22 protein-coding genes are annotated in these 25,628 nt (G+C 38.0%); 8 read left to right on the top strand and 14 right to left on the bottom strand.

Features of this window, described 5'->3' with window-relative positions:
- Positions 1-98: 98 nt before the first annotated feature.
- The gene (locus H1P_RS01615; protein WP_144863481.1) at positions 99-1,298 is read right to left on the bottom strand and encodes an NAD(P)-dependent oxidoreductase; all 1,200 of its coding nucleotides are present in this window, start codon (positions 1,296-1,298) and stop codon (positions 99-101) included.
- 143 nt (positions 1,299-1,441) lie between these two features.
- Between H1P_RS01615 and H1P_RS01610 the strand changes: the two genes are divergently transcribed.
- The 3 genes from H1P_RS01610 (at position 1,442) to H1P_RS01600 (ending at position 5,957) form a co-directional block, all read left to right on the top strand.
- Entirely contained in the window at positions 1,442-3,211 is a 1,770-nt protein-coding gene (locus H1P_RS01610; protein WP_144863479.1) for a cytochrome c biogenesis ResB family protein, read from the top strand.
- A 388-nt stretch (positions 3,212-3,599) separates the two neighbouring features.
- Positions 3,600-4,901: a glutamate-1-semialdehyde 2,1-aminomutase gene (gene hemL, locus H1P_RS01605; protein ID WP_144863477.1), complete on the top strand. Its 1,302-nt coding sequence runs from the start codon at positions 3,600-3,602 to the stop codon at positions 4,899-4,901.
- 144 nt (positions 4,902-5,045) lie between these two features.
- A complete protein-coding gene (locus H1P_RS01600) occupies positions 5,046-5,957 on the top strand; it encodes a carbonic anhydrase (RefSeq protein WP_144863475.1) in 912 nt (303 codons plus the stop codon).
- 143 nt (positions 5,958-6,100) lie between these two features.
- Here the strand turns inward: H1P_RS01600 and H1P_RS01595 are convergent, their stop codons facing one another.
- From H1P_RS01595 to H1P_RS01585, 3 genes are all read right to left on the bottom strand, one after another.
- A complete protein-coding gene (locus tag H1P_RS01595; protein ID WP_144863473.1) occupies positions 6,101-6,670 on the bottom strand; it encodes a ferric reductase-like transmembrane domain-containing protein in 570 nt (189 codons plus the stop codon).
- Between the two features lie 451 nt (positions 6,671-7,121).
- Positions 7,122-7,766 carry a DUF3386 domain-containing protein gene (locus H1P_RS01590; protein WP_144863471.1) on the bottom strand — a complete coding sequence of 215 codons (645 nt, stop codon included), beginning with the start codon at positions 7,764-7,766 and terminating at the stop codon, positions 7,122-7,124.
- Positions 7,767-8,040: 274 nt separating this feature from the next.
- Positions 8,041-8,472 (bottom strand): VOC family protein, encoded by a 432-nt coding sequence (locus tag H1P_RS01585; RefSeq protein ID WP_144863469.1) that lies wholly within the window; start codon positions 8,470-8,472, stop codon positions 8,041-8,043.
- A 213-nt stretch (positions 8,473-8,685) separates the two neighbouring features.
- On the opposite strand from H1P_RS01585, the gene cysC reads away from it, so the two are divergent.
- Both cysC and H1P_RS01575 read left to right on the top strand, forming a co-directional pair.
- Positions 8,686-9,216 (top strand): adenylyl-sulfate kinase, encoded by a 531-nt coding sequence (gene cysC, locus H1P_RS01580; protein WP_144863467.1) that lies wholly within the window; start codon positions 8,686-8,688, stop codon positions 9,214-9,216.
- 90 nt (positions 9,217-9,306) lie between these two features.
- Positions 9,307-9,696 carry a hypothetical protein gene (locus H1P_RS01575; RefSeq protein WP_144863465.1) on the top strand — a complete coding sequence of 130 codons (390 nt, stop codon included), beginning with the start codon at positions 9,307-9,309 and terminating at the stop codon, positions 9,694-9,696.
- Between the two features lie 134 nt (positions 9,697-9,830).
- On the opposite strand, the gene H1P_RS01570 is transcribed toward H1P_RS01575, so the two are convergent.
- The 9 genes from H1P_RS01570 to H1P_RS01530 form a co-directional block, all read right to left on the bottom strand.
- On the bottom strand, positions 9,831-10,313 hold the full coding sequence (locus H1P_RS01570; RefSeq protein ID WP_246141424.1) for a DUF2656 domain-containing protein: 483 nt from the start codon (positions 10,311-10,313) through the stop codon (positions 9,831-9,833).
- A gap of 282 nt (positions 10,314-10,595) precedes the next feature.
- Complete coding sequence (locus H1P_RS01565) at positions 10,596-10,931, bottom strand: ribulose bisphosphate carboxylase small subunit (RefSeq protein ID WP_144863463.1); 336 nt, start codon at positions 10,929-10,931, stop codon at positions 10,596-10,598.
- A gap of 11 nt (positions 10,932-10,942) precedes the next feature.
- A complete protein-coding gene (rcbX, locus tag H1P_RS01560; RefSeq protein ID WP_144863461.1) occupies positions 10,943-11,350 on the bottom strand; it encodes a RuBisCO chaperone RbcX in 408 nt (135 codons plus the stop codon).
- 148 nt (positions 11,351-11,498) lie between these two features.
- Positions 11,499-12,917, bottom strand: a complete 1,419-nt coding sequence (locus tag H1P_RS01555) for a form I ribulose bisphosphate carboxylase large subunit (RefSeq protein WP_144863459.1) — start codon at positions 12,915-12,917, stop codon at positions 11,499-11,501.
- A gap of 582 nt (positions 12,918-13,499) precedes the next feature.
- Entirely contained in the window at positions 13,500-14,303 is an 804-nt protein-coding gene (ccmN, locus tag H1P_RS01550) for a beta-carboxysome scaffolding protein CcmN (RefSeq protein WP_144863457.1), read from the bottom strand.
- Between the two features lie 213 nt (positions 14,304-14,516).
- Positions 14,517-16,574: a beta-carboxysome scaffolding protein CcmM gene (gene ccmM / locus H1P_RS01545; RefSeq protein ID WP_144863456.1), complete on the bottom strand. Its 2,058-nt coding sequence runs from the start codon at positions 16,572-16,574 to the stop codon at positions 14,517-14,519.
- A gap of 94 nt (positions 16,575-16,668) precedes the next feature.
- Positions 16,669-16,977 carry a beta-carboxysome shell vertex protein CcmL gene (ccmL, locus tag H1P_RS01540; RefSeq protein ID WP_144863455.1) on the bottom strand — a complete coding sequence of 103 codons (309 nt, stop codon included), beginning with the start codon at positions 16,975-16,977 and terminating at the stop codon, positions 16,669-16,671.
- Between the two features lie 15 nt (positions 16,978-16,992).
- Positions 16,993-17,331, bottom strand: coding sequence for a carbon dioxide-concentrating mechanism protein CcmK (locus H1P_RS01535; protein WP_144863454.1), 339 nt, complete (start codon positions 17,329-17,331; stop codon positions 16,993-16,995).
- 61 nt (positions 17,332-17,392) lie between these two features.
- Positions 17,393-17,704, bottom strand: a complete 312-nt coding sequence (locus H1P_RS01530) for a carbon dioxide-concentrating mechanism protein CcmK (protein ID WP_144863452.1) — start codon at positions 17,702-17,704, stop codon at positions 17,393-17,395.
- Between the two features lie 726 nt (positions 17,705-18,430).
- Between H1P_RS01530 and H1P_RS01525 the strand changes: the two genes are divergently transcribed.
- The 3 genes from H1P_RS01525 to H1P_RS01515 all read left to right on the top strand — a co-directional run bounded on the left by H1P_RS01525 (position 18,431) and on the right by H1P_RS01515 (position 23,778).
- Positions 18,431-20,323: an NAD(P)H-quinone oxidoreductase subunit F gene (locus tag H1P_RS01525; RefSeq protein WP_144863450.1), complete on the top strand. Its 1,893-nt coding sequence runs from the start codon at positions 18,431-18,433 to the stop codon at positions 20,321-20,323.
- 393 nt (positions 20,324-20,716) lie between these two features.
- On the top strand, positions 20,717-22,171 hold the full coding sequence (locus H1P_RS01520; RefSeq protein ID WP_144863448.1) for an NADH-quinone oxidoreductase subunit M: 1,455 nt from the start codon (positions 20,717-20,719) through the stop codon (positions 22,169-22,171).
- A 473-nt stretch (positions 22,172-22,644) separates the two neighbouring features.
- Positions 22,645-23,778: a CO2 hydration protein gene (locus H1P_RS01515; RefSeq protein ID WP_144863446.1), complete on the top strand. Its 1,134-nt coding sequence runs from the start codon at positions 22,645-22,647 to the stop codon at positions 23,776-23,778.
- 199 nt (positions 23,779-23,977) lie between these two features.
- Here H1P_RS01515 and H1P_RS01510 read toward each other — a convergent pair whose 3' ends face one another.
- Complete coding sequence (locus H1P_RS01510) at positions 23,978-25,282, bottom strand: DUF58 domain-containing protein (protein ID WP_144863444.1); 1,305 nt, start codon at positions 25,280-25,282, stop codon at positions 23,978-23,980.
- Positions 25,283-25,628: the final 346 nt, after the last annotated feature.

Here is a 25,628-nt window from a genome sequence, read left to right as displayed (position 1 = left end):
GAACTCGCGTTGTTTAAGTGCCATATCTGTAACCAGGCAAACATCCCCAGTTAGATACAACCCTTTATTCCCAGTTCCTATCGCCGAGTTAAAATTGTTCAGCTTACATAATCTCTCAAATATTCATAAGGTTTGTTCAAGTCACCATCAAGGGCGATCGTCGCTTCATAGATCATTCGACTATCGGCTTGATTTAACTCTGACCATACTTTTGAGATTAATTGATTGCCAAAATCTTCTGAAGCATCTCTCGGTAGTTCATTGGGAAGGTTATCTACTGCCATGACATCAATGCAGTGACTTTGAAATGGCTGAGTTTCTTTTTCTGACACAGGGTCATAACCATAAATCGGCTCGGCAATCGAAGAGGCTCTGATTGTCGAAGGAATAGAAGAATCTGGGGCAATATCGCAGGTAACATCGGCAATGACCCGAATCGTAAAATCCTTGCGCTTCATGTCCTCAGATGTAAAGAAGACTGGAATACGGCTATCCCAATAGATACCATTGAGCATAATATTCGCAGTATGGGTGTAGGGTTCAAAAATCGACTCGTACTGTGAGGGATGTTGATAATAGTGAGTTTCATCAAAAGAAATTTCTCCCCGTTTGCGATACATATCCTTGACCGCCAGTTGTGTATAGACAGGTTCGTTAAAGTTTTTCTCCAAAAATGCTTGAGGTAAAACCCGCTTTATTTTCATCAAGTCCAACACTTCAGTAGCCCCCTTAGCAACTCGACCTTCTCCAGTGACTACCAGCTTGATATGGGAAAGAGGTAAATTTTGATAATAAGTTTGAGCTTCTGCCCAGTCATGACATTCATGCATGGGTTTGAGTAAAAATTCTCCCTCACGTCGTCCCCAAGTGAGAATGGCATTATGACCTCCCACAATTCCCGCCCAGCGTCCAAAAGCAATTATTCGTTGACCAGAAGAGTCACGCAAGCATTCATAATCGATTAAGCGAATTTTTTGTTGCAGGATCGAACGCAAGAGTTCGCGATTATAGGGTTGTTTTTTAATCGTATGAGAGAAAAAGAGGTAGGTTTTATTCGGCAGCAGCAGGGAAATGGGAACTTCTTTAACTCCTAACAACAGATCGCATTTGGCAAGATTTTCTGTTAATGGGATACCTTGATTTTGATATTCGGAATCGTTAAAGCATCTCTCTTGACTAGGCTGGACAAATATTTGTAAATCTCGATCTCGATCTAGCAAATATCGGCATTGCTTCGGTGTTAACGGCACTCTAGTATCACTCTTGATTTTGCCTTCTCTGACGATTCCTACTTTCATTATTAATTAATTGTTTCATTTTAAATTATCACTGTCCTATTCTGGATCGGACACCAAAGCTTTGTTACATTTAATACTAAAATGTTTTATAACTCAGCTATACCAAACACTTTTAGTCATCTTTTCACAAACAAGAAAATTTCATGTTTGACCGTATTATTCGCTTTTTAAGCTCAATCAAATTAGCCATACCTCTGCTTAGTGCCATCATTGGTGTTTTGATTTGGGCTACGTTTTATGAATCAGAAGTAGGTACAACCACAGTACAGCAAGAAATTTATAAAAGTCCTTGGTTTGGAGCATTAATGTTCTTGTTGGCTCTTAACTTGGGAATGTCTGCATTATCTCGCTATCCTTGGCGAGGTGCGCGAAAAATTGGCTTTGCTATTACTCATATCGGTTTAGTTGTGATTATTGCAGGTTCGGCTGCGGTAATTCATTTAGGGGTAGAGGGAATGCTACTCGTGAGGACTGATAGCGATGCTAATAATCAGGTTCGCATTGAGGGAGATACCTTAGAGGTAATGACCCCTGACGGCAATATCGAGCAAGCTAATATCTTTATTAAAGATGATGGTACGATTAATCCCCAATATGTGGGTGGATTGGAATTAAAAGCCTATAGCGAAGATACTGTGAGAACAGTTAATTTTGTGGAAGGAGGTAAAATTGCTAATCCTGCGGTTACTTTAAGCTTATATAGCGATCGCATGGGACAAGCTGTAGAACGTTCCTTAGCAGTTGCTCCCAAAGGATATGATACTTTAGCGATCGGTCCTGCGGAATTAGACATTATCAAAGTTAACAGCGATCGCGAATTAAAACAGCTTTTAAATTCTCCTACCGAAGCCAAACAACCCTTATGGGGAGAAATAACCGTTAATTATGGCGATCGCGATGAATTAATTGATGTTCAACAACAATTAGATAAAGTCATTAAAATCAAAGACTTACAAGTCAAAATCATCAAATTTTTCCCCGATTTCCGTCTCGATGAAAACAATCGCCCCATTAGTGCATCAGATCGATTAAATAATCCTGGGGTACTATTGGAGTTAGCTAATGATGAAACTGTAGAAAGATGGTTTGTCTTTGGCAATACTGCGATCGCTCCCATTCATGCAACAATATCAGGAACAACAATTGATAATTTACAAGTTGCTTATCAAATACAACCACCCCAAGTAACTGATTTCTTTAAAGTCATCGTTGCTGAAGATAACCAGCTTTATTACGCTGCAAAATCTTCTCAAGGCTTTAAATCTGGTACATACACAATAGGTGAAGCTGTAACCCCTGGTTGGGCAGATTTTCAGATTACTCTCCAAGAATACATCCCCAATGCTCAATTAAAACGCAACATTGTTATCAGTAACGAACCTGGTTTAGAAAGTGCGCCCGCACTACTGGTTAAAACCAAAACAGGAAAAGAAACCTGGATACCTTGGGCTGAACCCACAGCAATTGAAGATGGCGATCGTGAAATTTATGCTGCATTTAGTCCAAAGCTGCTAGAAATCCCCTTTGGTGTCAAACTAGAAGACTTTATTGTAGATCGCAATGAAGGTTCGGAATCTGTGGCAATGTGGACAAGTAAAATTCGCATTGATGATGCCATTACTAATCAAAGCCAACAGCGTAAAGTCTGGATGAATCATCCTACTTGGTATAAAGGCTGGAAAATTGCTCAAGCTTCTTGGAATCCTGGGGATTTAAAACAGTCTACTCTCCAAGTAAAACGCGAACCTGCTTGGGTAACAGCAACTACTTGGTTAGGCTCAATCTTAGTCGTCATGGGCATTGCAGTTATCTTTTATGCTCCTGCATTAACTAAAAAGTGGCGTAAGTGGCAAAAAAATCAGCCAGATACGGCTACTGAAGATCCTGAAAATAAAGAATTAGCTGCAACTTAACTGGAATTTTAGATTAATTGTCGGATGAGTGCCAAGGTTATGTTCTAAGTTACAACAATTCAGGATTCTTCATATATAAGTACCCTAAAACCAACTAGACATAGGATAATAAATACTCACGAAGTCAGAAAAAGTTTTGTCTGTTTGAGGCGAAGTCTCTCTGAACTAATAAATTTATCAAAGGATAAATTTCCTATTTTGGTCAGCACGGGAGTCCCCGTGAGGCTGAGGATAAATGGAATAGCGCAACAGCCTTGCAAGAGGGTTTCCCTACGCAGAGGACTGTTGTAAGACTGCTTCTTGACAGTCACGTATCGGGAAGCATTCCCTCATTTCCTCCCGTCAAAAGATAGAGACACCATATATTTATATATTTAAGGAGCAAGTATTGGTTACTACAACATCCTTTAACACGGCTAAATCTGAAGAAATTTTTTCCGCAGCCCAAAAGCTAATGCCAGGGGGAGTAAGCTCTCCTGTTCGTGCCTTCAAATCTGTTGGTGGACAGCCCATAGTATTTGACCGCGTTCAAGGTGCTTACGCTTGGGATGTGGATGGTAATAAGTATATTGACTACATTGGTACTTGGGGTCCAGCAATTTGTGGACACGCCCATCCTGAAGTACTGGCTGCTTTACAACAAGCATTACAAAAAGGCACTAGCTTTGGTGCGCCCTGCTTGCTAGAAAATATCCTTGCAGAAATGGTAATCGAAGCTGTACCCAGTGTAGAAATGGTACGCTTTGTCAACTCTGGTACGGAAGCCTGTATGTCTGTATTGCGCTTAATGCGGGCATTTACTGATAGAGAGAAAATTGTTAAATTTGAAGGCTGTTACCACGGACACGCAGATATGTTCTTGGTTAAAGCTGGCTCAGGAGTAGCAACTCTTGGCTTACCTGACTCTCCTGGTGTACCCAAGTCCACTACTAACAGTACTCTTACTGCACCCTACAACGACTTAGAAGCAGTTAAAACTCTCTTTGCTAACAATCCCGATTCTATTGCAGGGGTTATTTTAGAGCCTGTAGTCGGCAATTCTGGATTTATAACTCCTGATGCTGGTTTTTTAGAAGGTTTACGCGAAATAACTAAACAATATGGTGCATTACTCGTATTTGATGAAGTAATGACTGGTTTCCGTATCTCGTACGGTGGCGCACAAGCCAAATTTGGCGTTACTCCTGACCTAACCACTTTAGGTAAAGTTATCGGTGGCGGCTTACCTGTGGGGGCTTATGGCGGAAGAGCCGATATCATGTCTATGGTTGCACCAGCAGGAGCTATGTATCAAGCAGGAACTCTTTCTGGTAACCCTTTGGCGATGACCGCAGGAATTAAAACCCTTGAACTACTCAACAAACCTGGTACTTACGAACAATTAGATCGTATTACTAAAAAATTAGCAACAGGGATGCTCCAAGTAGCAAAAGATGCAGGACATGATGTAGTAGGTGGTCAACTTAGTGCCATGTTCGGAATGTTCTTTACCAACACTTCTGTTCATAACTATGATGATGCCAAAACTTCTGACCTCAAAAAATTCGGTCGTTTCCATCGTGGAATGTTAGAAAGAGGTATTTATCTTGCACCTTCTCAATTTGAAGCTGGTTTTACTTCTCTGGCTCATACCGATGAAGATATTGACGCTACCTTAGCAGCAGCGCAAGAAGTTTTAGCAGAAATCTAACTACTGATTGTTCGGGAAATTAAATGACATTATGGTAGGCTGCGACCTACCTTTTTTATTTCACATCAGGAGTTTTTTTAAGTTGCAAAACTAATGCCCAATCTTAGATAATAAGGAACATATTGTGGAATTGGGAGAATTAAAGTGAAAAAGTTAATTCGCGGTTTAAATGAGTTTCGTCAGAACTATGTTCGTGGTCATCAAGAGTTACTAGAACAACTGTCTCATGGACAAAAACCAAGAGTTCTTTTTATCGCCTGTTCCGATTCTAGAGTAGCCCCTAATTTAATCACTAATACTGATATCGGGGAGTTATTTATAATTCGCAATGCAGGGAATATTATTCCTCCTTACGGTGCAGCTAATGGAGGAGAAGGTGGCACGCTCGAATATGCTATTGATGCTCTGGGTATTGAACAAGTAATTGTATGCGGACATTCCCACTGTGGTGCAATGAAAGGGTTGCTAAAACTCAATAAACTACAAAAAGATATGCCTTTAGTTTATGACTGGCTAAAGCACGCAGAGGCTACTCGACGCTTAGTTCAAGAAAACTATCCAGACTTAACAGATGAAGAATTTATTGAAACTTTAGTAGCAGAAAATGTTCTAATTCAAATAGATAATCTGAAAACATATCCCGTCGTTAAAGCCAAGTTGCATCAAGGCAAACTCAAAATTTATGCTTGGATCTATAAAATAGAAACGGGAGAAGTTTTAGCCTACGATGCCAAGACTCATACCTACGTTGCTCCTCAAAGCCAACTTCCTATTGATAACTCTTCTGATGATATATATTCCCTAGCTCCTTCCGTAGCCAATCAAACACCCGCAGTAACATCAAAATCTATAGCAAATCTACGAACTCAATTAGAGTCATTACTCGCTAAAAATCCTCAATCTTCTAGAGAAGCAAAAGGAGCAGTAAAGTCACTTTTAACACTTTTTAAAGAAGCAAAGCAAGAAGGAATGACAGATCGAGAATTGCAAAGTTATCATGCTTTATTTTCTGAACCTGTTCAAACATGGTCGCAAAAAATTTATTCTCGACACTAACAAAGTTATTGGCTTTATATGAAGATAGGTATTTATAATGGACTCCTTTGGTAAGTCCAATAAACTCTGGTTGGTTCAATTAGCTAGTGGTGAGTTACTGATTTTTTTATTGATTTTTACAAGGGTCTAATACTTAAATTTATTCACAAGTCATATTTTGCTTGATTTGATTTTTCTGCTAATATTTTAGGCTTTTTATCTTCAATATTTCTCTTTTTGGCTCTTAGTTCTACGCTTTCAATAACTACGCGAATCAAAAAGATGAATGAAATTATATTCATTAAATATAGTGCGATGGGAGTCAAAAAAGTCCAGCTATATTCCATTAAAGTTAAAATATGCCAGAACAGTAAAAACATAGCTACATAAGTAAATCGATGTAATACTTTCCATTTTCTTTTTAGTTTCCGAATACTCCAATTATTAGAAGTAAACGCTAAGATAGAAAAAATAATAAAAGCTAAAGTACCAGTATAGTAATTTCTATATGTTTCTAAACTTAATGGATTAATATTATATTTTGCAATAGAAATTAACGCATGATTAGTTGATAAAGAAAAGGCTGTTAATCCTAAAAAACGCCTGTACTTCAAAAGAAATCTATTTATTTGCCATTTTTTTGTATCTGGAAAAACCTTAACTAAATTGGAAGGAATTAAGGTAGTAATATACGTAATTAAAGCCAAAAAACCGAATAGGCTATTGTATGTCATGATAAGTTAGCCTGAAACTATGAGTAAAGTATCAATAAAATTTGTAGATATATTAAACTACCTACAACTATATATATAATCAAAATTTGCATTTAAGAGATTATCTAAAAAATAATTTTAGTTACTATTAGAATTGGAATTACTCCATAAAAATTAGTTAACATAGTGGTTATTTTTTGAAATAAACAGAAACTTTTTACTTTGAAGACATTCTCTAATATTTAGCATCTTCTCAAACTTAAGTTAAAAAGTAGATTATTGATTCACTACTTTAGTAATCGTCCCTTTTCTTATGACACACCTTTTCTATAGAGTAATGTTTTCAGCAAGCAACCAAATAAAGCGATTTGGTATGTGTTTCTCCAGACTAAAATTAATGATACAAAAAAAGGGAATTAGAATTTGTTCTAATTCCCCTTTACATTCAAAGCTTAAATTTAACTAATAGTATCTATTCAAATAATTGAAGATCGGAGAAATTAAATTCAATAGTTTGTGGTTGTCCATCATTATCCGTAGTTTGGATCTCACGGTTAACTAACAGATAATAATTCCCAATTTTTTCAAACTTATCTTCAAAGGTGGTAACACCCGTTGCTCGCTCTTTTGTTTCAGGATTGAGGTAAAAAGATTCGTACTTCTCTGATAAATAACCACTTTCAGTCATTAAAGTTTTTAGGGTATTGATGTTAACTACTTTGTCTCTAATGCGACGATTTACAAAAGATACTGTGTCATCTTTGACTTTGTAGCTGTTACCCGCAGAAGCTCCTCCCACTAAAATTTCTACTGCGCCTGTTTCGTCTTTGTCGCCAAAAGAAAAAGTATTTTTACCGTGAGTTTCTTCAAAACTATGTTTTACTCTGTGGATAGTCATTTCCCAGAGTTGTCCCTGAATAGATTTTTTGGCTTCTTTATCTTCAATATCTGATACTTCAAAGGATAGATCGGATTTAACAGTTACTTGAGCAGTGTGTTGTTCATCGCCACTTTTCATTGTTACGGTAGCTTTGTAACCAGGGAAGTTTTTGTCCCAAGTGTAACGATTTTCGTATGCTGAGCGAAAAACATCTTGTGCAGTAATAGTTTGGGTCATGCTTTTTTTATCAGAATTCAGAAAGAATATCTATGATTATAGATTCTATTGTTGATAGTAGGTTCAAAGTCACTAAGTATGTAGAGCTAATTAAAGTTTACTCTTAAGCTCGCCGAGTCACCGAGTTAGCAGAGATCTGTTTTGGTACACTTCTTTGGGGCGATTAAAAATTACGTCTGTACAGAAATCAGAATAGTTAAAAATTTTAACATTCTTTTACATATTTACAATATTTACATTCAATTATATGACTCTACTGATTGTAGCTTCAATATTAGCGATCGCCAATAGTATTAACCTCAATTTTATCAAAAATAGCTACTGAATGAGCATAGTATTTAAACTCTAACAAGTTATAAAAAGGATCTTCCAAAAAAAATGTCCAATGCTCTATTATTTGATTGGCAAAACGTAATTTAGGTTGTTGATAAAATTTTAATTTTTGTTTTTCTGCCTGAAAAACTATAGCATCCCAAGCAATTTTATCAGGAAACACTAAGCCAAAATGTCTGGGATAAACTCCTTTTTGGGGTTGTAACTCTTCTTTAGTCATGTGTGCAACTACTTGATGACCATAAAAGTTAAAAATAATCGCATGACGATTTTCGCGACCAACTTGACAACCTAAACCATCACCATAAAACTCTTTAGCTAAAGTAAGATTGTTAATGGGAATTGTCAGATGAAAAATTATGGGAATATTCATAAGTATCAGCAAGCAAGTAAATATACAATTTTTCTAAAATTTTATGGTTCTGAGGATTAACTACATTTTATCTTTAAACAAACTTTTTAAAATCTAGTTCAAAACAATGTATAGTCTAATTGATAAAGTTTTAATCTTTAACTTAATTTAGTTAAGTATTAAGGCAACTAGAATGCAGAACTGTATAAAATAAAGCTAATTAAGTAAAAAAGTATGGGACAACGCGGAGTAGCAGTTTGGTTTACAGGATTTAGTGGCGCAGGTAAGTCAACTATTGCCAACGCCTTAGCAAAAGAATTAACCTCCCAAGGTTACACTTATGAAATTTTAGACGGTGACGAAATCAGAGAAAATCTGACCAAAGGATTAGGTTTTTCCAAAGAAGATCGTGATACTAATATTCGTCGTATTGGATTTGTAGCTAAACTATTAGCCCGCAATGGGGTTATTGTTTTAGTACCTGTTATTTCTCCTTATCGCGAGATTAGAGATGAGATGAGAACAAAAATCGATAATTTTATTGAAGTCTTTGCTAATGCACCTATCGAAGAGTGTGAAAGAAGAGATGTCAAAGGTTTATATAAGAAGGTTAGAGCAGGAGAAATTAAACAGTTTACAGGTATCAGTGATCCTTATGAACCTCCTTTAAACCCTGAAGTAGAATGTCGCACCGATCTTGAAGAATTAGATGAAAGTGTTGCTAAAATAATCAATAAATTAAAAGAGCTTGACTATATTTCTTAGTTTTATTTAATTGGATAATTTCTGATAATTTAATTTAGGTAGGGTGAGTAATGCTCGCTCTACTTTACCTATTATTAAAAGAAGATAAGAGTGCAAAATAACTCCCTAGAAGACATATTTAAGTCTGGTCAAATTGTTTGTTTAGAGTCTGGCGCAAAAACTCTTTACGGAGAAGTAATTCAAGTAATAGTTAAACGTCAGCTATGTTGGGTAAGACCGCTAACTATTGCTATTACTTTAGAGGAAAATAGTTCTGATTTTGATATTAATGCAGACCAAGAAATTATTGATTTACGCTCTGCTTCTGATTTATTATTACCTTTAACTCTTTTCCGAGCTAGTTACGATACAGAAGCAATTGTTTTATTAACGGAATTAGCTTCAAGAGAAGTATCTTTTGATAAGCAACAAATGTCTTTTTCTTTGAATAGCTTTGTCAGACAAGTGTGGCAAAATAATCAGGAAAAATTTAGTAACTGATAGTTAATAGTTAGTTGCTAGTCCCGTCCCATCTTCGTGGGACTTGTCCTCGAATGGGGATAATATCGAGCGGGATAATATGGTTGGTTGCTGGTTGTTAATTAATTGATAATTGCCTTGGAATAAATATAAATTTAATTTTTATCGCCTAAATATTCAATTTTAAAAATGCTATCTGCTGGTTTTTGAGCAATCATTTCCTCCCATCGTAAACCAGAGATAAAAATTGATGCAGATCGAGTTTCAACTACATCAACGCCCCATTCTCCAGGTTGTAGAGAATTTGCTGAAGCACTTATGGCAGGAGTTATCTTTTTACCCCCAAGAAATAAAATGTCAGGCATTATCTGATTATCAGGTTTTTGTGCCTGTCTTTTATCTAATAAGATTTGATCGCAAATTTTACCAATCTCTTCGGCAGAAAAATCAGCAATAGAAAAGATAATCTCTACTATCCAATGAGCATTTTCAATCATATTGCAGCGAATATGATCTTTAGCTTGCAAACCATTAATGAAAATTTGAGCAAATTCATCCCGATTCAATAGGGGAAGTTCACCTTCAGATAAATTAAAGTTGTGGGAAATTAGCATTCTTCCTTGTATTTGATTACTCATTATTGTCGTCAAATTCAAAATTGTACATACACAAAATCATTAACCATAATACATTTTCCTGGCTTTACGATAATTAGGGAATAAAACGTATTGAGATAGCTTTGAATACTAACGAGAAAATAAGAATTTTCTCAAATAATCCAAATTAATAGTTCAAGTATTGATATTTCTTGTTTTGTCCTAATAGCTAAAAAGTTTTACAACCAAAAATCCCCCTTTCAATTTTTTAAAAGGGGGACTAAAAAAGGGCATAAAACCCCAGTAATTAGCTTTAACTAAACCTTAGTAACGGTTAGAACCAGGCTTGTAAACGATAAAGCTAACAGTTTGGCATTGTCTGATGTTATCGAAACCAACTACACGAATGTAAGAATCAGAATATTCAGAACGACATTCGCGAACTTCTGCCAATACTTCTTGAGCAGAGCGACAACTGAATAAAGGAAGCTTCCACAAAGTCCAGTGGTGCAATTCAGGAGTAGGGTCTTTTTCAAACTCTATGCCAGGAATGAAACCTTGATCCAACATATATTCGATTTGTTTGATGATTTGTTGGTCAGTTAAAGGGGGTAAATAAGAAAGGGTTTCGTAACGACGCTCTTTAGGTAATGTTTTCATGGGTTTATCCTTTACTTGTTTTCGTCAGAAGGTTCATTAGCATCTAACTCTGTATCGAGGTTATTTGCTTCAGAAGAAGATTGAGTAAGACGCTCCAAAAGACGACGACGATGTTCTAAGTTAGCTTGCTTGATTGAAGTACCAACCATCTCTGGTAAGTACTCTAAAACTTGCTTTGCCAGATCGTCGCGAACGGCTAAAATTCGCATGACTAATTGTTTCCCTCGAAGTTCGGACATTAGCTCGTCGATATAGTTTTCACCATTCTGAAGTTTTCCTCCAGATGAATACTGTCTGAGCCAGATAGCTTCTGCTGGATTGGTTTCTGTCAGTTGATCGATAATGAGCTTTACCGCTTGATAAGTTAAATAGTCTTGTACGACCTTAGCTGTATTTTTCGCAATGTCTTTTGGCTGCATCTTATTTAGTTATTAGTTACCAGTTATCAGTGGCTTTGTTGTTCAGATATCTAGCTGCTGAATTAATTAAAAACAAAAGTTCTTTTCTTTTTCAATTCTTGCTGTTCGATCGTACTGTTCACTGTTCACTGATAACTGTTCACTATATTTAGAGAGTGTCCATTGCTTCAAACTCGAAGGTGATTTCTTTCCAGAGTTCACAAGCAGCAGCCAATTCAGGAGACCAACGGCAAGCTTCACGGATAACATCGTTACCTTCACGAGCCAAATTGCGACCTTCGTTACGAGCTTGAACACAAGCTTCAAGAGCAACGCGGTTAGCTGTCGCACCAGGAGCGTTACCCCAAGGGTGTCCGAGAGTACCACCACCAAATTGTAAGCAAGAGTCGTCACCAAAGATTTCAACCAGTGCGGGCATATGCCATACGTGGATACCACCAGAAGCAACAGGGAATACTCCACCCATAGAAGCGTAGTCTTGAGTGAAGAAAATACCGCGAGAACGATCTTCCTCTACATAGTCTTCGCGCATTAAGTCAACAAAGCCCATAGTGATTCCACGCTCACCCTCTAATTTACCAACAACAGTACCAGAGTGTAAGTGGTCACCACCAGAAAGACGTAAACACTTAGCCAAGACGCGGAAGTGAATACCGTGATTTCTTTGACGGTCGATTACCGCGTGCATTGCACGGTGAATGTGAAGTAATAAACCATTATCACGACAGTACTTAGATAAAGTGGTGTTAGCAGTGAAACCACCAGTTAAGAAGTCGTGCATGATGATGGGAGTACCAATCTCTTTAGCGAATTCAGCACGCTTGAGCATTTCTTCACAAGTACCAGCAGTAACGTTGAGGTAGTGACCTTTAACTTCGTTGGTTTCTGCTTGGGATTTTTCAATAGCTTCCTGTACAAATAAGAAGCGATCGCGCCAGCGCATGAAGGGCTGAGAGTTGATGTTTTCGTCGTCTTTAGTGAAGTCTAGACCACCGCGAAGACATTCGTATACTGCACGACCGTAATTTTTCGCAGATAAACCTAGCTTAGGCTTAATGGTACAACCTAGTAAAGGACGACCATATTTGTTAAGCTTGTCACGCTCTACAGTGATACCGTGGGGAGGTCCAGGGAAAGTTTTAATTAAAGCAACGGGGAAACGAATATCTTCTAAACGTAAGGCACGTAAAGCTTTGAATCCAAATACGTTACCAACTAAAGAAGTTAAAACGTTAGTTACAGAACCTTCTTCAAACAGGTCTAAAGGATAAGCTACAAAACAGAAATACTGATTGTCTTCACCAGGTACAGGCTCTACTTCATAGCAACGACCTTTATAGCGATCTAAGTCGGTGAGGTTGTCAGTCCATACTGTAGTCCAAGTACCAGTAGATGATTCGGCTGCAACCGCAGCACCAGCTTCTTCTGCGGGGACTCCAGGTTGAGGAGTCATACGAAAACAAGCTAGTAAGTCGGTATCTTTGGGAGTGTAGTCAGGAGTGTAATAGGTAAGACGATAGTCCTTTACACCTGCGTCAAACCCTGCGGATGATTTGGTTTGTGCCATGTTAGCTCAATTCCTCCATAAACAAAATGTTTAGTTTTTTTTTAGAGTCTAAATATAGTCACGACTCTGTTCTACTGGGAAGAAAAATCTTTTATAGATTAATTTACCTAGCGAAAAACGTAGGTCGCTAATCTTTAGTATGACTAATTCTTTTTCAAGTTCTAATCTTAACATAATATTTATGGTTTAAATTAACTTTTGTCAATATTTCTAGGGAAATTAAATTGGAATTATTAGACTTAGGTATTAGGGAAACTAATATTTAAGCTTTGACTTATTATGGTAGTCTTGGAAACATATTTCATTCATAATTTTTTGTTCCTGTAAATTATCTTTAGCTAACCAGGAATATATACCTAGATACAAATTGCAAAAAGGCTGAACTCGATAAATATTTGCTCGTAAAAATATTCGGCAAGTAATTAAGCTCAGAGCTTGCATAATGGTATTACAAGCTGATTTTTGACAATAAATAGCTTGCAATTCAGATTTTAATGCTTATTTGGTTTATGTAGAGTTTGTTTAGTCTCAAAAATTAGACTTGATTTATTTTATTAAGAAATGATAAGAAACTTATTAAGGCTACTGAGAAGTAGAATTATTATTAAAATGTTTTTTATGGGGAAATAAGGTTACTAATAGCTCATTGATATACACTTTACCAATTGCCTTGATTTCATCAACTTTGTCACTTTTTTCGATTTCTTCAACTGCTAAATCTACTAACTCTTTTACATCAGTAGCTTGTAAATTTTTTTCTGACCAAGGATCGCTAGGGTCTTCAACAACTTGCTCGTTATCTAATACTTGTTTTTTAGCTTTTGAATTCGTATCTGTGGAACTGATTCGCTCTTTTTCTAATATTTTTCCCTGACTATTATGGTTATTGGTTGTGGTTTCTGGTATTTTTTCAGATGCTATGAATTTTTCGGCTATCTCTTCTGTCTGATGGGAGCTTGAAGTGTTTGCCTTTGCACCATTGGAGGCTGCGGTCTTATTTTCAGTCTGAGGGGAAAATTGGTTAGTAGTCGTTTGACGAGAAATATCACCGATGATTGAACCTGGACTAATTACCGCCATTGAGTCCACAGAAGCATTAAAAATTGTGGAGGCTGTTCCCACACAAGCATTATTTCCTACTTGGCTATTACCAACTATTAATACTCCAGAACCTAAAGTAGCACCACTGGCAATTGTGACTACGCCACCATAAGCACTGATAATAACTCCCATCCCAATACAAGCATCAACATCAATAATAATTCGACTGTCAGGCGCAGCTTGTAAAATTACCCCTGGAGCGATTGATGCAGTAGGATGGATTTCAACATCACCACAAATACGAATATCTGAATTAGCTACAGGTTGCAGAGGGGGTAAATACATTTAGAGAGTAATCAGTAATTAGTAATTCAGTAATCAGCAGTGCAACCTTGTAAAAGCTTGATTCATTTAAGGGCGTGCATTATTAAGTAACCAGTAATGTGACTGCAACCAGAGATTTTCTTGGTTCAGAAAAGCACATTTAGAAATTAATTCAGTAATTAGTGGTCAGCAGTCTTAAAACTGATTACTACTAATTACTGTTTTAGATTGCTGTTATGGACGTTGAATAATAGTTTCGGAAACTCGGCGTTTTGCACCAGGATCGATTCCGATTAATCTGACATATTCTCCTGCGTGTTCTACCAAGCAAGCTTCTAGGGCTGCAACTACATCTAGTTCATGGCGACTTTCAATGGGAGAACAACTCTGCCAAGATTTGGTTTTAAAACGGCGTTTGTTGGCGTGTTCTGTACCGATTTTATAGCCAGCAGATAATAAAGAACGAACTTCTTGCATTGCTTCATCAGTCAGATGTTTATTGCTAAATTCGTTGCTATAGCCGTGAGTGCGACCATTACCATTCCCATTACTGTAGCTGCCACCATTACCATTACTATTACCATTGCTGTAGCTAGTAGTTTTGGTAGTAGTTGTAGCTACTGCACTATTGCCATTACCAGGACGTTGAATAATAGTTTCGGAAACTCGACGTTTCGCAGCAGAGTCAATTCCAATCATGCGGACATATTCCCCTGAGTGTTCTTGTAAGCAAGCTTCTAATGATGCAATGACATCAGATTGGCGGGTGCTTTCAATAGGGGAACAAGTTTGCCAAGATTTAGTTTTGAAACGGCGTTTGTTGGCGTGTTCTGTACCGATTTTATAGCCAGCAGATAGTAAAGAAGATACTTGCTGTATTGCTTCTGGGCTTAAGCTACTGCTCCCACTGTGACTATTGCTGCTGCTATAGCTACCACTATTACTATAACCAGAACTACTGCTGGAGCTAGCTGCTAATCCTTCTCCTGGTCTTTGTACGATGATTTCGGCTATTCTTCTTTTGACGTTGGGGTCAACACCAATGAGTTGAATATAGTCTTGAGGATACTGAGATGCCACAGACTGCACTTTGCTCATTACCTGCTGAACACTGCCATCAACTTGTCCCTCTGTTAACCAAGATTTGGTTTTAAAACGGCGTTTACTGGCTCTTTCGATACCTATGCGACAACCTTGATTAACTAAAGAGCTAATTTGCGCGGATATATCACCACTAAGCTTACTTGTACTGTTGCCATTACTGGAGAAACCATTACCATTACCATTACCGTTGCCGTTGCTACTGTGGTTGCTCATCCGTAAGTTAGGAGCATCATCCCCTGGGCGTTGGACAATAACTTCTGCTAAACGGCGTTTTGCTTGGGGGTCAACTCCTACAAGTTTGACATATTCTCCTGCGTGTTGTTGAAGAACACTATCTAACTGAGCTATTACTTGATCTTCGCGACGACCAGTAATCGTACCACCAGTTTGCCAAGATTTAGTTTTGAAACGACGCTTGTTAGCGTGTTCAATTGTGAGAGTGCATCCTTGTGCCAATAAAGAGCGTAACTGCCCTCTAATATCGTTACTTGTACTCATGTTTCCTACTGAATTTATATAGTTATTATCTGTAGTTGTCTCTAAAGAATTTGACGGAGAATGATTAACACCATTTAGGATGGGACTAATACAAGCTGAGTCTTCCGCACACTGATATCCAGCTAACAGGGCTTCGTTCACCTCTACTACGTGATGGGCAAAAGATCGATCGCTTTCTTGAACATCTGGTAAACGATCTGCTTGTTGCTGATTGGTAATCACTGCTCCTGAAGGTATGTACTTACCTGGTGGAATTTCTACATCCTGAATCAAAGCGTGCATCATGACAATACAGCCATCGCCCACTTTGGCATTAAATACCGTAGAACGAAAACCAATAAAACATTCATCACCCACATAAGCAGGACCATGAATCAGTGCCATGTGGGTAATACAAGTATTTTTGCCGATCCAAACCGAATAGTCTTTACCGTCTTCTCCTTTTACTCTCCCCTTTTCCAAGCCATGAATTACTACACCGTCTTGGATATTGGTACTGTCCCCTATGTAGAATGGTGTTCCCTCATCTGCTCTGATGGAGCTACCAGGAGCAACAAACACATGAGAGCCTACACGAACATCTCCAATAAGTCTGGAAAACGAATGAACATAGGCACTACTATCCACTTGAGGTTCTGCGAAATCTCTAGACCAAGGAGTAGGGGGAGCCGCGTTAGTGCGGACTGGCATGATTTCAATCTCTCCTAAAATTAACTAAGGGTTTCAGCTACTCAAAACGAGTTCGCTGTTTTGCCGTTATCAAGCCTTAGTCTTACTGTATAGTTTATGTAAAACGTTCCGTTTCCCTCTTACTATAAAGAGAACGGTTATCCACGGAAACCGTATCAATAATTCCGACAATAGTGGCATCTAAGGGTCGATCTTCATACCGAGTTTCGATACGAGCAGCACTTCCCCTGCTTACTAGCACCCACTCACCAACACCCGAACCTACGATGTCTGCTGCAACTTCGTAGTTGGGTAATAACTGTCCTTCTTCATCAATAAATTGAACCAATAACAGTTTTACTCCTGTCATGCTGGGAGTTTTGTGGGTACTAACCACTGTGCCACGAACTTTGGCAATTTGCATCTAATACTTTGACAACTACGGTCTTCTTAGAGGTTGAGGATTAATGCTTTCACGAAACTGTTCTACTGCTTCGGTGTAACGGATTGGAAGAACATATTCGAGGTTTTCGTGGGGACGAGCAATAATGTGATGAGAAAGTACTCGACCACCATTGACACGACCTACGTTATCAATTCCAGCAGAAACAGAAGCCTGTACTTCTGAGACATCACCACGAACAATTACCGTCACGCGACCTGTGCCAATTTTTTCGTAACCCACTAAGGTTACTCTGGCTGCTTTAACCATAGCATCAGCAGCTTCTACAACTGCGGGAAAACCTAATGTTTCTAACATTCCTACTGCGATCGACATAAATTCTACTCCTTCTTGAAATATTACGTTATTGTTTTGCTGAGTTTTTTTTTAAGAGACGTTAATACGTTCGGAATTGTTCTACTTCTTCGGTGTAGCGGATGGGCAAAACATATTCCAGGTTTTCATGGGGACGAGCAATAATGTGAGTCGAAAGAACTTCACCACCATTTACTCTGTTAGCAGCTTCTACACCAGCAGAGACAGAAGCTTGTACCTCAGATACGTCACCACGAACGATTACTGTTACGCGACCTGTACCGATTTTTTCATAGCCCACTAGGGTTACCCTGGCTGCTTTAACCATCGCATCAGCAGCTTCTACCACTGCGGGAAATCCTAGGGTTTCTACCATTCCTACTGCAATAGACATAACTTTCTATTCCTTTTTTATTCCTTTTTGTTCAAGCCACAATCAATAATTTTGTCTAATGACAATAAGCTGTCAAATCTAGAAGTTAGGTTGACAACTCACGGGAGTGGCTACATTACCTTCCCATAATTAAGGATAGATAACCTTGTACCCTTTGACAATATAAATTCTGATTATATTTTTTTATTTGATAGTTAATGAGAATTAATACTTAGTGATTGGGCAAGATTAAAAAAGTTCTAGAACGCCAAGATTGCATGGTTTTGGCTATTTTTTATAGTTTTTTAATACTAAGTCTTAATCAGGGATAGGTAACTTACAAATCATCACAAATGTTTACAGTAAATTCTTTTGACAGCCGATGTTAGTGATCTTAAATACTTTAATCTCAATTTAAATTGAGTCAGAGCATCAAAACATAAAATAACAATAACTTAATGTATTGGACTGTGAGAATAATTATCAATCAAAGTGATGTGTTAGTCATCGTAAATTATGATGCTTAGTTTGAGCTATCCTCATTGTTGAATATTTACCAGTGATTAATAGTTTCTGACTAATCTAAGATAATTTTTTTTTGATGTGGATGAAATAATTAGGATTCTTAATACCTGGTATGATTAAGATTTAAGAAAATATAAATAAACTTTAGGTAGTGTTTTTTCAATCAACTGAAAGCTCACTACAAGCATCAATTTTAATGTTGTAAATTTATAGGGCTTGTTAATGGCTGAGTTCCTGCTTAATACTGTATGGCTTATACCTGTTTATGGATTTTTAGGGGCAATATTAACCTTGCCTTGGTCTTTGGGATTAATACGTCGCACTGGACCTAAGCCAGCAGCATATATCAATATTTTGATGACCCTGGTTGCTTTTGTTCATGGATCGATTGTCTTTAATTCCATTTGGACACAACAAACTCAAAAACTGGTGTTTGACTGGTTGCAAGTGGCAGATTTAAAATTGACCTTAGCGATAGAATTGTCTCCTGTTAGCTTGGGAGCTTTAGAGTTAGTAACTGGTATCAGTTTACTGACACAGCTTTATGCTTTAGGCTATATGGAAAAAGATTGGTCTGTAGCTCGCTTCTTTGGTCTGATGGGCTTTTTTGAAGCTGCTTTAGGGGGAATTGCTTTAAGTGATTCTTTATTGCTTTCTTATGGCTTGCTGGAGTTACTAACTTTATCTACCTATCTGCTGGTGGGCTTTTGGTATGCTCAACCCCTGGTAGTTACAGCAGCTAGAGATGCTTTTCTGACGAAAAGGGTAGGAGATATCTTACTTTTAATGGGAATAGTCACCATGTCTGCTTATGGTGCAGATTTGGATTTTTCCGATCTCACAACATGGTCAAACAGTCATCCTTTGGACTCTTTAGGGGCAGCTTTAGTGGGTTTATCATTAATTGCAGGGCCTACAGGGAAATGCGCTCAGTTTCCCCTTAATTTGTGGCTCGATGAAGCAATGGAAGGCCCTAACCCCGCGGGGATTTTAAGAAATTCGATTGTAGTTTCTGCTGGTGCTTATGTGTTGATTAAGTTGCAACCAGTGTTTACTCTTTCTCCCGTATCCTCTGATGCCTTAATTATTCTAGGGACGGTAACAGTTATTGGTACTTCCTTGATGGCGATCGCACAGATTGATATCAAACGGGCTTTATCCCATTCGACGAGTGCTTATTTGGGGCTGGTATTTATTGCAGTGGGTTTGGGACAGGTAGATATTGCTTTTTTACTATTATTTACTCATGCGATCGCTAAAGCTCTGTTGTTTATGAGTGCAGGATCGGTAATTCTCACTACCAGTAACCAAAACGTAACTGAAATGGGTGGTTTATGGTCGAGAATGCCTGCTACAGCGATTTCTTTTGTAGTCGGAAGTGCTGGCTTATTATGCATCACTCCTTTAGGAATGTTTTGGACTTTCAAGCGTTGGTTTAGTGGCTCTTGGGATGTTGATTGGTGGTTGTTAGCAATTGTGATGTTTGCTAATGTGTTATCGGCAATTAACTTAACTCGTTTATTTAGAATTATCTTCTTAGGTGAACCTCAAGCAAAAACCCGTCGTGCGCCAGAAGTACCCTGGCAAATGGCAGTGCCGATGATATCTTTAGCCGTAGTAACTTTACTTGCGCCTTTAGCACCTTTGCAATGGTCTTTATGGCTCAGTCCCAATACGCCGTTAGCTTTAGAAGATAATGTGATTCAGTTAGCAACACCATTGTTAATAGCTTCAGGAGTATTAGGCTGTATTATTGGTTCAGCAATCAAAGTCAGACAGGCTTGGGCAAGATCGCGTAAAGTAACTGTCAGATTTTTCCAAGATTTATTTGCTTACGATTTCTATATCGATCGCCTGTACGAAGTAACCATAGTAGCTGCGGTATCATCCCTCTCGAAGATCACTTCTTGGATCGACCGCTACATAGTTGATGGTGCAGTTAATCTAGTTAGTTTGGCGACTTTATTTAGTGGTAATGCCCTCAAATATAATGTATCGGGACAATCCCAGTTTTATATTTTGACAATTTTATTGGGAGTCAGTTTCTTACTGTGGTCTGCACTTAACGGTCAATGGTCTATCGTTACTAACTATTGGTCATCTTTGATAAGTTAGTAAACTGGGCGTTGATGAAACACAGGTATGAAATAAATAATAAGTACTCGTGCAAAATAGATTACACACTGGAGATAGGCAACAGGCAACAGGCAACAGGCAACAGGCAACAGGCAAGAGAGAATTCTGAGTGTGTAAATAATTATGCCCAAATACTTAGTACGGTTCTTTGTTAATCGCTAATGGCTAATTGTTTTTTTATTTATAGAAAAACTGAAAAAATCAGAATCATACCCTGATTTATTAACACCAAAAACTACTATCTAGTTGAGTCAAGAAAGTGTGGATGAGACAAAGAAGAAGTAGGCAACAACAAGCAATCAATAATTAACAATTAACCACTAATCATCAATAATTAACCATCAACAACTAACAACTAACAACTAACTATCTATGCTCAGTGCATTAATTTTAATTCCCTTAATTGGCTCAGCTTTAGTGGGGTTTTTACCTGACAAAGAAGGTAAATCGAGTCGTATCATAGCTCTTTTTTCAGCGATCGCTACTTTAGTAATTAACTGCTATCTCGGATTGCATTTTAATACTGAAATTAGTGGGTTTCAGTTTTCCGAATATCTCCCTTGGATCGAATGGCTGGGTTTAGACTACAGCATAGGTATAGATGGCTTATCTTTTCCTTTGGTTTGTCTCAATAGTCTATTAACTTTAATTGCCATTATTATTACGGATAGATCTATTTCTAGACCTCGGTTTTATTATGCAATGTTGCTGTTATTAAGTTCAGGAGCAGCAGGAGCATTTTTAGCCAAAGATTTATTATTATTCTTTCTTTTTTATGAACTGGAAATTGTACCTCTTTATTTCTTAATTGCTATTTGGGGAGGTGAAAGAAGAGGTTATGCTGCCATGAAATTCCTGCTTTATACCGCAGTATCGGGAATTTTGGTTTTAGCATCTTTCCTCGGTTTAGTGTGGTTAACAGGAGCGGATAGTTTCGCCTATGAAGCACTGCGATCGCAAACTTTACCCATTGGAAGTCAACTCTTATTACTTGCTCCTTTGGTAGTGGGAGTATTTATTAAAATCCCCATCTTTCCCTTCCATACATGGCTTCCTGATGCTCACGTGGAAGCTTCCACACCTATATCGGTCTTGCTCGCAGGAGTATTATTAAAGTTAGGGACTTATGCTTTATTACGCTTTGGTTTAGGCTTATATTTACGTGCTTGGGTAGAAATTGCGCCTTGGATGGCACTCTTAGCAGGAATTAGTGCTTTATATGGAGCTTCTTGTGCGATCGCTCAAAAGGATATGAAGAAGGTGGTAGCCTATTCTTCCATTGCACACATGGCTTACATTCTTTTGGGTGCATCAGCCACAACCCGCTTAAGTGTTACTGCTTGCGTATTCCAGATGGTAAGTCACGGTTTAATCTCGGCACTACTCTTCTTGCTAGTCGGGGTGGTATACAAGAAAACTGGTACAAGGGATGTGGACTCTTTAAGAGGTTTACTCAATCCCGAAAAAGGTTTACCTGTTACTGGGGGATTAATGATTTTAGGAGTTATGGCGAGTTCTGGCTTACCTGGAATGGTGGGCTTTATCTCTGAATTTTTGATATTTAGAGGTGCATTTCCGATTTATCCCATACCTACTCTTTTATGCTTAGTGGGAACTGGTTTGACTGCGGTTTATTTCTTATTAGTAGTTAATAAAGTATTCTTTGGACGCTTAACTGATGGTTTATCAAGCCTACCTCCCGTGAAATGGATCGAACACACTCCCGCATTCGCCTTACTGTTTTTGATTATCACCTTTGGTATCCAACCAGCTTGGGTGATTCAGTGGAGTGAAGTACAAGCAACTGCTTTATTGACAGGGGGGTAATTTAAGGAATGAGGAATGAGGAATGAGGAATGAGGAATAAGGAGTGAGGAATGAGGAATGAAGAATGAGGAATGAGGAGTGAGGAGTGAGGAATGAGGAATGAGGAATGAGGAAATTTTTTAAGTAGTAAGTTTTTTCGGCTCTTCCGTTCCTAGGATACTAATTTTTGCTTGAAAGGCTTGCCAGATAGTGATTCAGGCTATTTTTATTCTTAAGTAATTCTATTAGTTTGTAAAACCTTTTAAATATAGAAATTTTTTTGAGTTCAAATTGATAGTTTGGCGTAAAAAGTACTGAAAAGCCGTTTTTTCAAGCAATAAATGAGTAAGTAATCAGTTTTTTCGGTAACTAATAAGTAGTAAAAACAACGAACCACGAGCAACGAGCAAACGGATCGATCGATTACTTCCATATATCGATTAACTGGAAGCGTTCCACAACGAACAACGAACAACCAACTAATAACATCCATTATGGTTACTGCAACAACCAAAGCTAGTAAAGCTCAATTAATAGAAGAATATATTACCAAACTGGAAACAGGACAAGCCTTACTCAATGATAGTGAGCAAAATCTGATTGAAGTAGTAGGAGTTCTCAAAAGTTATGGAGTAGTATTAGATGCTTACTCTGTCAACCTTTGCTATATTGCCAATACGCAGTTTTTAAAGCTATTTCCCTTCTTTAAGTACTTCAATGGGGAAATCAATCCCCGTACCTTGTGGCAAAATCTTTGGCAAGATCGCATTAATTATGAATATGCCGAGTATTGCATGAAATCGATGTTTTGGCATGGAGGAGGCGGTTTAGATGCTTATGTAGACTCTCCTGAATTTGCTGCTGTAGCAGAATCAGTTATCCAAGCTAAATTTAAATACAATCCTTTGATGCTGGGTTTGCACAAAGCTTTTAAAGGCTACTTACCAGAACATATGCGTCAAATGTCTTACTATAGCGGTTTAGGACAGTTTTGGCGCGTGATGAGTGATATTTTTATTGAACTTAGCGATCTCTATGATCGAGGGAAAATTAAGTCAATTCCTGATGTGGTACAGCATATCCTTGATGGTTTAGTAAAAGATGCTGCTCGTCCTATTACCTATACTGTAACAGTAGGCAAAAAACAGTATGACATTATTCCTAAAAGTGCAGGTATTACTTTCTTAATGGATACTGGTGTACCTTATATAGAAGCAATCTTCTTTAGAGGCACTCCCTTTACTGGTACGGTTTCTTATAATGCTCAGGCATATCAAATTCCTTACGATCAGGGAATGTTTAACTACGGTGCATTGTACGCCGATCCTTTACCCATAGGTGGTGCAGGTATTCCTCCTACTCTGTTGATGCAGGATATGAGACATTTTATTCCTGATTATCTGATGGATATTTATCATCAAGGTATTAGAGGAGAAGGCGATTTACGAGTTAAAATTTGTCAAAGCTTTCAAAAATCGATGTTTTGCGTTACCACCGCAGCAGTCAAAGGTTTAGCACCTCATCCTTTAGATACTAATAATCCTGAAGAAAAAGCAGCTAATCGCAAGTATCTCAAAGGCTGGTTAAATAGACTGTTAGCTTCGCAAATGCTAAAAGCCAATAGTTAAAATTAGCTCGCTTGCCATTAGCTTTCTTGCTATAAGCTTGAATCGCACGCACGCGTACCCTTATTCCACTTAAAGAGGTGGAGGAGTTGAACCTGGAGCTTATATTAGAAGCTCAGAGCTTAAAGCTGTTAGCTAGTTAGGTAAGAGAATTTTCGGTATAGTAGCGATCGCTTGTAGGGTGAGTTGGCATAACTTGAGTTTATAATAAGTTTTTGGCTTTAAGTTGTAAATAACGTTCTATTAAGCGATCGCTAATTTGATTACAGGGTGCATCTAAAACCAGTACTCCTTTTTGTTTTAATCCGAGCAAAGCAACTTCTCTTTGAGACAATAAATCTAACGCCACTGCTCGTTTATAAGTATCCCGAAGATTATGAGTCATATTATGGGCAATAGTATCAACTAAGGAATCGCGGAGAGTGACACAAAAAGGAAGATAGCGGGGGGTTAATCTAGCCATTGCAGATAATAATTCTGTAGATGCAGTAATATCTATAAGGTCAGTAATCACGACCACTAAAGCACGACGAGTTTGCTGAGTTATCACCTTGGTAATTGAACCCAGATAATCCGATTCTAGTAATACAGGCTGTATGGGTGTCAGATTCTCAATTAACTTTGATAAATGAAATTGTCCTCTCTCTGGTGGTATCCAGGTGGTAATATCGCGATCGAATACTGCAACACCTACTTTATCCCCTCGATTCAAAGCAGCTAAAGCTAAAGATAAAGTAATATTCAATCCCCAATCAAATCTTTTTAACCCTTGTACCTGGGCTGTCATTAAACGTCCGCGATCGAGTAAAATAAACAAAGTCTGTTCTTGTTCTGGTTCTAAAGCTCTCAGCAAAGGACGATTACGACGGGCTGTAGCTTTCCAATCAATTAGCCGAACATCATCTCCTTGACTGTATTGTTTTAATTCGGCAAATTCTGTACCATTACCTAATTTCCTTGCTTGACGCATCGCCCCAGTACTACCTAAAGTAAGACGAATAGAAAGCGATCTTAAACCAATCAAGTCAGGATATACCGATACCTTTTGTTTCGCTTCTACTTTCCAACTGCGCCAAGCTAAACCCCAGTTTCCTAATTGTCGAATTGCGATATTTCCCCATTGGTATTCTCCACGACTTGTGGGGTGAACAGTATAACTTAATTCACTGCTGCTATTTGCCGAGATTTCAGCTTCTAAAAGATCGCTGGAAACATCAAACAAAAGTGGATATTCGTCTTTAACTTGGATAATTGCTGAGTTTTGAGATTTTACTTCCAAAGTAACGCTGTTATCTCTTCCTACTGACAGTCTAGCTAAAGGCTGTCTTTGAATTGTAACTTTATTGTTATTAACTCTAATTCCATCCCAGACAGTTAAAGTCATAACAATAATGTCGTAGATTAACGTAACCAAAATGCTCAGAGAGTTATTTCCGAAAGCTCCTAGCAACCCAGCAATTACAAAGCCAATCAATAACAGTAAATAACAGCGTATTGTAGGAAACATCAAAATTTATTCATTCACTATTCATACGCAACTATAGCTGATTTTAATTATTGTGTAAGATCGATCCTTTAGTCAGAGTCTTACAGAAATTAAAGCCAAAGCCAACGTCTTTTAAGCGTTGGATGTAGGGGCAGCGTCCTTTAGGGCGCAGTGATTGACAAGATCGCGTAGAATGTTTACGTAGTAGGTCGATTACGCAAGATGTTTATTCTAGAATACAGTGCGATTTGTTGATGGTGCGAGACTGTAGAGACTACAGAGGTAGAGCCACCCCAGTTATGAACATAAAGTATAACTGGAACTGTTCATTGGATGTAGGTGAAAACCCTACCATCGAAGAGAGCGA

Origin of the sequence: Hyella patelloides LEGE 07179, from assembly GCF_900659865.1 — a bacterium.
Lineage (GTDB): Bacteria > Cyanobacteriota > Cyanobacteriia > Cyanobacteriales > Xenococcaceae > Hyella > Hyella patelloides.
Note: the sequence above shows the minus strand (reverse complement) of the source record. Positions and strands in the feature narration are given on the sequence as shown.